This is a genomic window from Spiribacter salilacus (assembly GCF_009649225.1).
GTDB classification, from domain to species: Bacteria; Pseudomonadota; Gammaproteobacteria; order Nitrococcales; family Nitrococcaceae; genus Spiribacter; species Spiribacter salilacus.
In genome coordinates this window covers 19570-31380 of record NZ_WJPP01000003.1, presented here as the reverse complement: position 1 = coordinate 31380, position 11811 = coordinate 19570, and the positions used below count along the sequence as shown (strand labels likewise).

Here is an 11811-nt window from a genome sequence, read left to right as displayed (position 1 = left end):
CGAGAACGCCTAAAGGTGAGGGAACCCAATGACTAAGAACATGGTTAGGGCAGCCGCATTTATTTTGGCTGGTGGATTATTTTCGGCCGTCAGTGCTGAGACTCCTCCGCCATTTCAGGGCCCTGGAGTCGAGACTGAAACGGGGCAAGCTCTCTATCAGCTCCCCCGCGATCATGCTTGGCACGGGGGCGAGTTCTACCAGAAGAATGACTTTAACGAGTGGCATTACATCACCGTCCTCGGTCGCGACGTAGATACCGACGAGCGTATTTCGGTGTTCTGGGTGCCGTTGAGTCAAGGCTGGATGGAAGAGGATGGCCACCCGCTACATAACGTGCTATTTGCTTTCCATAATCTTGATACTGGCGAGTTCCACACCGCCCTTCTTTATGTGACAGGGCCAATGGAGACGGAAGGCTCAGCGCCGAACGCAGAGGACTTCAACTTCCGTTATGAGATTGATGACGGCATGAACGGGTTTGCCACGGCTTACGACTATCCGACTGAGACATGGCAGTTTTCCGGTTATAACAAAAAGGAAGACGAGTGGAATGCCCCTTTTGAGCTTGATATGACAGCAGAGGTTCAAGAGCCAGGATACGTCCCTATGGCCTACTGGGGGCTAGAGAGCATCGGCTTTGATCCGCAACAGCGCCAAAATCCAGAAACGATGTACGGCCTGACCTACTACTACACGGCGCCAAATATGGCCACATCGGGTGAGATCGACATTGGTGGCCGTACGGTTCGATTTGAAGGCACAGGATGGTTTGAGCATCAGTGGGGCAACTTCCGGAATACACTGCAATACCGTTATTTCTGGGCTTGGTTCCGCTTCGATAATGGCGACTTAATGACGTTCCGCCAGTACTACGAGGGCTTGAACTTCCGTAACCCACACTACGAGGTCAACCGTTATCTGTTTATGGATGGCGATACCTTTGAGCGCAGCTACCATTTTGGCCCGGCCTTCAAGCTGATTCCAGAGCGGATGTGGACATCCGAGAAGTCCGGCAAGGAGTATCCTTGGTATGGTCGGATTGAAACACCCCAAGGCACCTATTGGTACGAACCAACCATTCCCGAACAAGAGGGTATGGGTTTTGGTGGGCCATACATTGAAGGCGTGATTCAGCTGCGCGAAGGTGGGCCTGATGGACCGGTGGTAGCAACTGGCTTTACCGAAATGATCATGCTCACCGACCCATATCCGGATGGTTCTGATGGGTCGCTCGGGCCGCCGATCTCACGCAGCTTGCCAGAAGATCCAAATGGTCCGTGGAAACCGTGGAAGCGGGATAACGGAGACTAATTTGTGCCCCCTCAAGCTAGCCGTTGGTCTTCTGCCAGTGGTCATGCTAGCGGGGTGCGCAAGATCCGATGTGATAGATGGGGTGCCGTCAGTCGGCGCCCCATCGACTTTTATGGGTACGCTGCCATGTGCTGATTGCCCCGGCATCGATTACCACCTCAACCTGCTGGATGACGGGGTGTATTTTTTACAAACAACGTACCAAGAGCGTGAAGATGGTGTTTTTGATGATATTGGCCGTTTCTTTTTTTCATCTGACGCTCAAGCATTGGCGCTCCATGGTGATCATGATCAACCCCTATTTTTTGAGATCGTCACGGTTGATAAGCTGCAACTGCTTGATCGCTCAGCCCGTAAAATCGACTCAGAGCTCAATTATCAACTAACTAGGGCACCCCATTTTGAGCCCATCGAGCCGCAATCGGTCTTTGAGGGAATGTATCGGTACTTTGCGGATACGGGTTATTTTCGCGAATGTACGACTGGCAAGCGGCTGATGGTGGCGGCAGAGGCTGATAATCGGGCGCTCGAAGAGGCATACCTTGCGGCTATAGACAATCCTAGCGCCGATGCGCTTGTTCGTCTTGAAGGGCGTATAAGGCAGCAACCATCAGCTGAAGGGGTAGGTGCGGTGTGGGCACTGCTGCCGAAGCGATTCATCGAGTTGCAACCAGATCAAATCTGCTCTGATCCAGTGAAGCGTGCAGAGCTTAAAAATACGCAATGGAGGGCGCTCCCGCCGTTACGATTCCAGCCCCATCTGTTGTTGCGTGATGATGGCAGCCTGGTGGGGTTTGATGGTTGCAATCGCATTATCGGTCGCTATGAGTTAAGGGGCTTTTCAATCCGGTTTTTAGGAATGGCAACTACCAAAATGAGTTGCTTTGAGGGCATGGAGCAAGCTGCTCGGTTCATGGAAGCCCTTGAGAGCGTGCGGCATTACAAAATTATTGGGTCACGACTTGAGATGCTGGATCAATCTGGCAACCTAAAGTTAAGTTTTGAGGGCATTGAAGTTGAATAAATCCCCGTTGGTAAAAAAAACGCGCATCACATTGAATAGCGTGTTTGTTAGCTCGCTAATTCTGGTTGCTGCATTCGGTGGCTGGGGCTTAATTGATCCTGACGGTATGAGTCGGACGTCGCTGGATTTCACTAGCTTTATGCTGACGGGCATTGGCTGGTACTGGTTGCTGATTAGTACCGGGTTTTTAATCCTTGCCGGGTTTTTGGCTTTTGGGCCTTATGGAAGCATCAAGCTGGGCGAAGATAACGAGGAACCTGAGTTCTCGACGGTCTCTTGGATTGCGATGCTGTTTGCCGGAGGGATGGGGGCAGGCCTTATTTTCTGGGGTGTCGCCGAGCCGCTCTATCATTTTCGCGAGCCCCCGGGCATGGCGGGCGAGACGGCTGAAGCGGCTAGGGCGGCCTTCGCATTAACCAACCTGCACTGGGGTTTGCATGCATGGTCCATTTACGGGATTTGTGCCATGGTTATTGCCTACTTCACTTTTCGTAAAAAGAAAAAGCCCCTTATTTCTACGCCCATTGAAGCGCTGTTCCCGGGGGTTAACGGGCAGCGTTTGGGGCAATTGGCAAATATCTTAGGGGTTTTTGCTGTGGTGTTCGGCTTGGCTGGCTCCTTGACCATGGGAACCCTACAGATCAGGGCTGGGCTTGGAGAACTCCTTGGCACGCCGCTAACCTTTAATATGTCACTTGCGGTGATGGCGGTGATGTACCTCACGTATATGACTTCGGTATCGGTGGGCGTCGATCGGGGTATTAAGCTTCTGTCGAATATTAATATGGCGGTTGCTGTGCTGATGGTGATTTACATTGCCGTCTTTGGCCCCACGGCGTTTATTTTTGAGACGCTCGTCGACTCATTCGGCACTTACTTTACCCAGCTGCCTTTTCTTTCTTTTCACTTGATGCCGTTTGAGGGCCTTCAGGGATGGACGGCAAACTGGACGCTAACCTACATGATTTGGTGGTTAGCATGGGGGCCTTTTGTTGGGATTTTTATTGCCCGAATTAGCCGAGGGCGGACAATTCGGGAGTTTTGTGCTGGCGTCATACTCGTACCTACCTTGTTTTCGTTGTTTTGGTTTGCTGTTTTAGGCGGTGCTGGCGTATTTATTGAACTTTTCGGTGGTGGCGGGATTGCTGAGCTGGTGTCCCAAGATGTGAGTCGGGCATTTTTTATCTTTTTGGAATTTTTCCCCCTTGGGCAGCTGCTTGGCTTTGTGGCTTTGTTTTTGATTTTTATATTCCTAGTCACCTCTGCTGACTCGGGAAGTTTTGTTCTCTCGATGATGACCAGCGACGGACAGCTCAATCCACCGCTGCCATACAAATTGGTGTGGGGCACTCTTGTTGCTGTGTTAACCGTTGCCACGCTATTCAGCGGCTCTGTTGAAGTTGCTAAGGCGATGGCGGTGACTGGCGCTATCCCGTTTTCGGTTGTGCTGTTGCTGCAGGTTGTTGGCTTTCTTAGAACCATTCGCACGGAAAGGAACCGCTCGTGATTCGGGTACGTAAACTACTGATTAGTTTTATTTTTATTCTACTCCTAGTCGGGTGTGGTGATAATAGAGAGCCATTGCAGATCGGCGGCAAACAGTCCGTCGAAGACCAGATTATTGCTGAATTAGTGGCCGAGTTAGCCGAGGCTGCAGGTATCCCAGTTCAGCGGCGTATCGGTTTAGGCGATAGTCGGCTCATGCTAGAGGCACTCAAGCGGGGCGAAGTTGACCTTTATCCCGAACATACAGGCGCTGGATTCGCATTGCTTGGATTTACACCGCCTACCGATGCCGATGCCGATGCCGATCCTGAGGCGGCTCTTGGGTTTTTGGCGGAACGCTATGCATCGCTCGGGCTAGCGTGGAGTGAGCCATTGGGCTTTGAAAATGAGCCAGCGCTTGCAATGCTTGGTGAACGAGCAACCTCCCTTGGTATCCGTAACTACTCAGACCTTGCGCGGTACGCAGAGCAGCTGACTTTGGGAATAGATAGCGATTGGAGAGCCCGCCCCGTGGATGGCCTTGGCCCCCTTGGACGGCGTTATGGGATGCAGTTTGGCAAGGTCCTAGAGGTTGATTCGCGTGATTATTTGCAGCTTTACGATCATCTGATCGATGGCGAGGTCGACGTTGCTCTGATCCGTTCAGCAGACCCTCAGGCGGCGCTGTTTGATGTTCGCGTGCTTGAGGATAACTTGGGATTCTTTCCCCGTTATGCTGGTGCCTTGGTTTATCGAGCGGAAGCGCTAGAGCGATTTCCTGCACTAGAAGGCGTTTTTGAACAGCTGGATGGCGCAATTGGGGATCAGCAAATTAGCGAGTTGATTAGGCGGGTCACCATTCGTGGCGAAGATCCTCGAGAAGTGGTGCGTGAGCAACTGATTCAGCTTGATTTGATTGATGGAGAAATTGGTGAGCGCAATCGTCAGGCCCTAAATCTAGCGGTTTCGCTTTCCGCCAATGCTGATGGTGAGGCTGGTACGATTCTGCGGCAGTTACGCCGGTCATTTCCAACCAGCACGGTGAACTTAATTCAGTCGAAAGATCCGCTGAGCGCCGTTGAGGATGCCAGCGCGCGCATTGCACTGGTGAGTGCGCCAGCATTCTTTTCACCCGGCTCTATCGATTCTGCAACCGGGCAGCCGCCATTGCGTCAAGGCATTGAGGCGGTGGCTTTAGTTGGCACCAGCTTTCTGCACACCTTTGCTTTGCAACCCAGCATTACGCGTCTTGAAGATGCCACGGTAATTGTCACGGGCCCGGAAGGGTCGAGTAGTTTTCGAGCGGCACAGTCGATTATTGATGGCTTGCAGCTAACTGCCAAGCTTCAGCCGGTGGAAGGTGATTCGCCTGTATCATTGGCTGATGCATTGGTTGATAGCGGTGCAGACGTTGCCATTCTGATGCAGCCGGTTGGCAATTCCACAGCTTTGGCATTGTTGCAGCAAGGTCTGCCGCTAATGGAAGTGAGTAACTGGATTCAGGCAAATAACCGAATTGTGTTTCCTTATCTGCAACCTGCAACGTTATCGCCTGCTGACTACGCGCGATTTTTCCCAGCTCAGGATGGTGATGATGTATCGATTTCCGGGTTTCGTGAACCCATCGAAACGCTCTCTACGCAACTTGTGTTAGCAGCACCTTCTCCTTTAGCGACAGCCAGACTTTCAACAACCCAGGGGCCAGGCGCAAGCTTTGTGCCGCGCGCGCTTCCTTTAACCGATCAGGTGGTTGGGCGGATTAATGCGGCTACCGCGAGTAGCGAGGATATTTACCCCATTCTGCCGCAGGCGCGAGCGCTATCTCCTCAGCTGCCGAAGCCGCCCGAGCCACTGAACCCCTCGCCAGCAACATCGGCTTTGGCTATGCTGGCACTAGTCCTACTGATATGGCTTGTTTGGCTGCTGGTGCGACCCATTAAATCAGGTTAAAAATCTGGAAATCTGCTTATGGCTGTCCGTTTTCTCATAACGCTTTTTTTGACCCTCGGATGCGTTTTGATACAGCTGCAAGGAATCAGTCACGCGGCAATTAAAAGTGAGCGCTTAATGCCCTGGTCTGGTGATCTAGATGGCATGGTCGAGCGCCGGGTAATTCGGGTGCTCGTACCCTACAGCCGCACCCTCTACTTTCTGGATGGGCCTGAGCAGCGCGGTATTGCCTACGAGATGATGCGTGATTTTGAAACGGAGCTTAATCGTCAACTCGGTAATCCGCATTTGCGAACGGTTGTCGCCTTCATTCCAACAACAAGAGCGCGGTTAATTCCCGCCTTGGAAGAAGGTTTGGGTGATGTGATCGCAGCCAACTTGACGGTGACGGATGCCCGTAGTCAGCGGGTAGCCTTCACTACGCCTTTGGGTCGGGATGTGCGTGAACTGTTAATCAGTCATAAAAACGCGGCCGTGCCAACGGACTGGGATGGGTTAGCGGGGCAAACGTTAATGGTCCACCCTGACAGCAGCTATTTTGAGCATCTGCTTGCGGTGAATCGTGATCTAGCGGCTCGCGGCAAGGCGGTCATTAACATTACAGAAGCGCCGGGGCATTTCGAAACAGAGGATATTCTGGAAATGGTCAATGCCGGCATCGTCGATTACACCATTGCTGACACTTATCTAGCGACTCTATGGAAATCTGTTTTTGAGCAAATTCGCGTTCACCCAGATTTGGTGTTGAGCCAAGGCAATACGATTGCGTTTGCGGTGCGCAAGGGTAGTCCTGCGCTTAAAGACGCCCTTGATCAATTTCTGGTCACGCGCCGCACGGGCTCGTTACAAGGCAATATCCTGATTAACCGATATTATCGAAATTCTAATTTTATTAAGGATGCAACGGACGAAGCGGATCGAGCGCGCTTTCTTGGCTTGGTAGACTTGTTTCGAAGGTATGCCGATGAATATGATTTAGATTGGCGAATGTTAATTGCTCAGGGCTATCAAGAGTCCCGCCTAGATAACACGGTGGTAAGCCCTGCGGGCGCAATTGGCATTATGCAGCTACTGCCTTCCACTGCCGCTGACATGGGTGTTACAGATCCAACGGTGCTTGAAGACAACGTGTTAGCTGGAATCCGCTACGTGCGGTATCTAAAAGATGAATTCTTCAATGATCCAGCATTAGATGCATCCCAGCGGTTGCTATTTGCGTTAGCGGCCTATAATGCAGGCCCGGGCCGTGTTCGCCAGTTACGTCAGGCTGCCTTGGAGCGGGGCTTAGACAATAATCGTTGGTTTGATAATGTTGAGCGGCTTGCCGCGGAGAGAATTGGTCGCGAGACTGTGCAATATGTAGCCAATATCTATAAATATTATGTGGCGTATCAAATAATCCTGGAGCAGATACTGCCGCTTGACTCACCAAACTGAATTATTCAGCCGTCTCCCTTGACCCACGGCGCTGCATCGGGTTGAATACACGGCTTCCCCGGCCAGGTAGCTCAGTCGGTAGAGCAGAGGACTGAAAATCCTCGTGTCGGCGGTTCGATTCCGTCCCTGGCCACCATCCTTTCTCAGCCACGTGGCGTGACATGCATCTCCAAACCCGTCGCTTTGAATACAGCGTTCAGCGTCTTCAATGTTGGATTTCCCTTCGCAGAGAGCGTCCGATATAAGGTTTCCCTCGATAAATTAGACTGCAACGCAACGTCTTTAAGACTGCTACGAGCTTCGACTACTTTACGGAGCGCAAGTAGATACACCTGTGGGTCGTCATCCTCCTGCGCAGCGTTTAAGTACTCCGCTGCAAAATCAGCATCCTGCAATTGATCCTTCAACCATAGATCATGTTCGGTCATTTCTCGCATCTCAGGAATTCCTCTGTTGCCATTCTTGCCATAGGCGTTTGGCACGCTGGATATAAGATCGTTGTGACTTCTTGGTACCTCCACAGCACAGAAGTACCGCCTGCTTATTAATCATCGCGAAATAAACGCGATAACCGGGTCCATAATCGATTCTCAGTTCACGTACGCCGTCACCGACAGACTTGCAATCACCCAAATTACCCAATTCGATTCGCAGCAATCTCGCGGCGATTCGGGCACGCGCTCTCTGATCTGAGAGTTCGTCGACCCACTCTTGGAATAAGTCAAAGCCCTGGGGGTTAATGTAATGACGAATGGTCCAGATTCATAGATTGTAGCTTTTAAGCTAATTCTGTCAACGAAAACTGAGCCAATCGAGAAGCTCGCCTCGTTAGCGACAGCCGTATCAACCGTTACCCAAGCACCATTTGGGATATTTGACGCATAGGGTTTGCCCCGTTTCATAATCAGCGATGCCTTTCCGCTATGCGCTTTATCCAGCAGTGCGGGCAACTGACGTCGAGCGCCTTGTAACATATCTGTAATCGCATATATACGCTTTAGCGAATATACTGCCCGTTCATTGTTAAAGGGGTAGTTACATGGCGCATTACAACGTCTTATTTCTTTGTACGGGCAATTCGGCTCGTAGCATTCTTGCGGAGTCTATTTTAAATCACATCGGTGGCGATAAGTTTACCGGCTATAGTGCTGGCAGCTTTCCGGCCGGTCAGGTCAATCCATTTGCTATCCGTATGCTTGAGCAGATGAAACTGCCTACCGATGGGCTTCATAGCAAGAATTGGGAAGTTTTCTCGGGGCCTGATGCGCCGCATATGGATTTTGTGTTTACGGTTTGTGATTCGGCCGCTGCAGAGCCCTGCCCGGTGTGGCCCGGTCAGCCGATGACGGCGCATTGGGGTATGCCAGATCCAGCGGCGGTTGAAGGTAGCGATGAAGAACGGCTGCGTGCGTTTCGAGAGACGTTTGTGGCATTGAGAAGCCGAATCGGTCTTTTCACTAATCTGCCGATTGCTTCGCTGGATCGTCTCAAACTGCAGCAGCAGTTAGAGGATATTGGCAGTAGCAAGCCTGAGGATGGCGCGTGATGACAGTGGCAAGCGCATCGGCAGCCGCGCCAGTTATTACACCTGTGGAGTTTATGCGGCTGCTTGCGGATGAAACGCGGCTACGTGCGCTGTTGCTGTTGGAGCAGAAAGGTGAGCTGTGCGTGTGTGAGCTAACTGAAGCGCTAGAGGTGAGCCAGCCAAAGATGTCGCGGCACTTGGCGCATCTGCGCGATGCGGGTGTTGTTGAGACTCGCCGGGCTGGCCAATGGATTCATTATCAACGGTGCGAGTCGCTGCCCGCATGGGCGCGTCAAACATTGGCGCATCTGGCAGCAGAGCTTGCGGCAGAAGAACCCTATTGGGCCGATAGCAAGCGGATTGTTCGCGCCATCGCCCGCAACCGAAGTGAGTGTAAATAATGAGTGCGCAGTGTGATGTGACAGGCCGGCGTGCCGCCGGTGAAGTAATGGGCGTGTTTGAGCGCTACCTGAGCGTTTGGGTTGCGCTCGCCATTGTGGCGGGAATCACCCTAGGCAAAGTCTTCCCTGGTGCGTTTGAGGCATTGAGCGGCTTTGAGGTGGCTAACGTTAATTTAGTGGTGGCTGTCCTTATTTGGGCGATGGTCTACCCGATGATGATCAATGTTGACTTTGCTTCGCTCAGCCATGCAGGGGAGCGGCCAAAGGGCCTGACAATTACGCTGGTTATCAATTGGTTGATTAAGCCTTTCACGATGGCAGGTTTAGGGCTGTTGTTTTTTGAAGGTTTTTTTGCCGGCCTGGTGCCACCGGATGACGCTAAGGCCTACATCGCCGGGATGATTCTGCTGGGTGCAGCCCCGTGCACCGCCATGGTGTTTGTTTGGAGTCAGCTTACCGAGGGTGATGCCACTTATACGCTGGTGCAGGTGGCAATTAATGACATCATCATGATTTTTGCCTTTGCCCCGCTGGTTGCCTTTTTGTTGGGTGTGGCAGAAGTGATTGTGCCGTGGCAAACGCTTTTACTGTCTGTTGGCCTATACGTCATCATTCCGCTCATTGCCGGTGCCCTAACGCGGCGGCATTTTATGGCAAAGGGCGGGCAAGATGCAGTGGATCAGTTCACCGGCCGTATTAAGCCAATCACCGTTATCGGTTTGGTAGTTACGGTATTGCTGCTCTTTGCATTTCAGGGTGAACGGATTCTGGCAAATCCGTTAGTGATTGTCTTAATCGCGATTCCATTGATTATTCAAAGTGTGGGTATTTTTGGTCTTGCCTATCTGTGGGCTCGTGGCTGGAATGTGCCGATTGCCATTGGCGCCCCTGCTGCCCTTATTGGTACGTCTAATTTCTTTGAGCTTGCCGTGGCAGTTGCGATCAGTTTGTTCGGCTTAAACTCGGGTGCCGCTTTGGCTACTGTTGTGGGTGTCTTGGTTGAGGTGCCCATCATGCTTGCGCTGGTCAAACTCGTGAATGGCTCGCGGCGTTGGTACGAGCGCACAATGGCGGCATAAGCACGCAAGCTGACTTGTTGGTCTGATCGAAGGGGTGCAAAATGCACCCCATGCATAGCGTTCTGCCACTTCTTGGCATTTTTGCGGTTTTTTCGCCGGCATTAATGCTTCCAGGGCCCGACTTTGTGGTGGTGGTTAGAAATACGATTGCACGCGGCAAGCGTGCGGGTGTTTTAACCGCCTTCGGGATTAGTATCGGGATTATCTTTTATGCCTCATTAAGTGCCTTTGGGCTCTCGGCGCTGCTCAACTCTATTGCATGGTTTGAGTGGGCGGTGCGGGCGGTTGGTGCATCGTTTTTAGGCTACTTGGGCGTTCGGCTTTTGCTGGCACAAATGCCAGACAGTCAATTGGAGCAGGAGGCACCCAAGACTCCGGCGGGGCCAGATAATCCGGTTTTGCTTGGTTTGTTGGTTAATCTGACTAATCCCAAGGCGATTATTTTCTTTGCCAGTATCTTTGGTGCTGCCATTCGGCCACAAACTCCGTTTTGGCTGTTGTTGATGGTGGTGTTAGCGGTGGGAGTGGCTGGGCTGTTTTGGTTTTCTATGGTCAGCATACTTACTGCTTCAACAGGCTGGCTGATTAGGCTTGAGGACTATCAGCATTGGATCGAACGCCTTGCGGGTGTGGCATTTTTGGGTTTTGCGGTAAAAATCGTATTCGATTTAATCCAACAATAAAGAGGGCGCTTTGACCCTATTCCGCGGTAACCGGCACGAATCCACTGAGCTCAGCCACCAAAGACTGCTGTGCTGGGGTTAAGGGCTGTTTAGCGGCCCGCAGAACGTAGTGAATGGTGGGAGGTGATTCCACGGCGCCGGCATTAATCCAATGACATTGATCTGCGGTCATAAAGCTTTCGTTCATTAAGGCCACACCAAAGCCAGCACTCACCGCCGCCCGCACGCCAGCGATACTGGCACTTTGTAGCACTTCCTCGTAGGCGATGCCGGCCTCATCGAGCAGGCTGGTGGCAATTTGGCGGTAAAAGCATTTGCTGCCGAATGTTACTAAAGGCAGCGGGCCCTGCTCAGAAAAGCCACTTTCTGTGGCTTGGACAAACTGCAGCGCTTCACTCCATAGATGAAAGTCGTGTTTTTTAAGGTCTGCCTGCTCAACGGGCATTACGGCTAAGTCAATATCGCCGGCTTCAACCCAGTCGGCCACTTGCAGTGAAGAGGCAACCCGTACCTGAAGTTGAATGCCAGGATGCGCCCAGCGAAAACGGCCTGCGATATCTGCAACACGGCTGGTGGCCACATCATCGGTTGTACCTAGGCGAATAGAGCCGGTGAGTGCGGAGCCACGGAACCACTGCACCGCCGCATCATGCGCAGACAGAATGCGATCGGCGTATTCAATCAGTTCTTGGCCCTGTTGAGTGGGCCTGAGTACGCGGCCTTCGCGACGCAGCAAGGTATGCCCGAGTCGCTCTTCTAAGCGGCGCAGCTTCCAGCTAACAGCAGACTGTGTGAGTGATAAACGCTCCGCCGCCATGCTGATATTTCCGGTTTCCACAACCAGTTTTAGCGCCCGCAACGATTCGGTATCGAGTCTCATTTTTTAACTATGACAGAAATTTTAAAAAAGAAGAA

General features: G+C 52.0%; 12 protein-coding genes and 1 tRNA gene. 10 read left to right on the top strand and 3 right to left on the bottom strand.

Going from position 1 to position 11811, the window contains the following annotated elements; all coding sequences use genetic code 11:
• Positions 1–28: 28 nt before the first annotated feature.
• From GH984_RS05700 to GH984_RS05675, 6 genes are all read left to right on the top strand, one after another.
• On the top strand, positions 29–1312 hold the full coding sequence (locus GH984_RS05700; RefSeq protein ID WP_153719261.1) for a lipocalin-like domain-containing protein: 1284 nt from the start codon (positions 29–31) through the stop codon (positions 1310–1312).
• 1 nt (position 1313) lies between these two features.
• Positions 1314–2336 (top strand): copper resistance protein NlpE N-terminal domain-containing protein, encoded by a 1023-nt coding sequence (locus tag GH984_RS05695; RefSeq protein WP_172973182.1) that lies wholly within the window; start codon positions 1314–1316, stop codon positions 2334–2336.
• Positions 2329–3843 (top strand): BCCT family transporter, encoded by a 1515-nt coding sequence (locus GH984_RS05690; RefSeq protein ID WP_216643626.1) that lies wholly within the window; start codon positions 2329–2331, stop codon positions 3841–3843. Before GH984_RS05695 ends, GH984_RS05690 begins: the two co-directional genes overlap by 8 nt.
• Positions 3840–5771: a glycine betaine ABC transporter substrate-binding protein gene (locus tag GH984_RS05685; RefSeq protein WP_153719259.1), complete on the top strand. Its 1932-nt coding sequence runs from the start codon at positions 3840–3842 to the stop codon at positions 5769–5771. The genes GH984_RS05690 and GH984_RS05685 overlap by 4 nt, the downstream gene beginning before the upstream one ends.
• 66 nt (positions 5772–5837) lie before the next feature.
• On the top strand, positions 5838–7208 hold the full coding sequence (locus tag GH984_RS05680; protein WP_172973181.1) for an MltF family protein: 1371 nt from the start codon (positions 5838–5840) through the stop codon (positions 7206–7208).
• Positions 7209–7268: 60 nt separating this feature from the next.
• A tRNA-Phe gene (locus GH984_RS05675) sits at positions 7269–7344 on the top strand.
• Between the two features lie 7 nt (positions 7345–7351).
• Here GH984_RS05675 and GH984_RS05670 read toward each other — a convergent pair.
• Entirely contained in the window at positions 7352–7636 is a 285-nt protein-coding gene (locus tag GH984_RS05670; RefSeq protein ID WP_253939145.1) for an addiction module antidote protein, read from the bottom strand.
• Between the two features lie 10 nt (positions 7637–7646).
• A complete protein-coding gene (locus GH984_RS05665; protein WP_369691991.1) occupies positions 7647–7949 on the bottom strand; it encodes a type II toxin-antitoxin system RelE/ParE family toxin in 303 nt (100 codons plus the stop codon).
• A 298-nt stretch (positions 7950–8247) separates the two neighbouring features.
• Between GH984_RS05665 and GH984_RS05660 the strand changes: the two genes are divergently transcribed.
• Genes GH984_RS05660 through GH984_RS05645 form a run of 4 tightly spaced genes read left to right on the top strand, consistent with a single transcriptional unit; the run spans position 8248 to position 10896 of the window.
• Positions 8248–8754 (top strand): arsenate reductase ArsC, encoded by a 507-nt coding sequence (locus GH984_RS05660; protein ID WP_153719257.1) that lies wholly within the window; start codon positions 8248–8250, stop codon positions 8752–8754.
• The gene (locus GH984_RS05655; RefSeq protein WP_153719256.1) at positions 8754–9134 is read left to right on the top strand and encodes a metalloregulator ArsR/SmtB family transcription factor; all 381 of its coding nucleotides are present in this window, start codon (positions 8754–8756) and stop codon (positions 9132–9134) included. The genes GH984_RS05660 and GH984_RS05655 overlap by 1 nt, the downstream gene beginning before the upstream one ends.
• Positions 9134–10213: an ACR3 family arsenite efflux transporter gene (gene arsB / locus GH984_RS05650; RefSeq protein ID WP_153719255.1), complete on the top strand. Its 1080-nt coding sequence runs from the start codon at positions 9134–9136 to the stop codon at positions 10211–10213. The genes GH984_RS05655 and arsB overlap by 1 nt, the downstream gene beginning before the upstream one ends.
• Before the next feature lie 50 nt (positions 10214–10263).
• Positions 10264–10896, top strand: a complete 633-nt coding sequence (locus GH984_RS05645; protein ID WP_172973180.1) for a LysE family translocator — start codon at positions 10264–10266, stop codon at positions 10894–10896.
• A gap of 16 nt (positions 10897–10912) precedes the next feature.
• Here the strand turns inward: GH984_RS05645 and GH984_RS05640 are convergent, their stop codons facing one another.
• Positions 10913–11776: a LysR family transcriptional regulator gene (locus GH984_RS05640; protein ID WP_153719253.1), complete on the bottom strand. Its 864-nt coding sequence runs from the start codon at positions 11774–11776 to the stop codon at positions 10913–10915.
• Between the last annotated feature and the right edge of the window lie 35 nt (positions 11777–11811).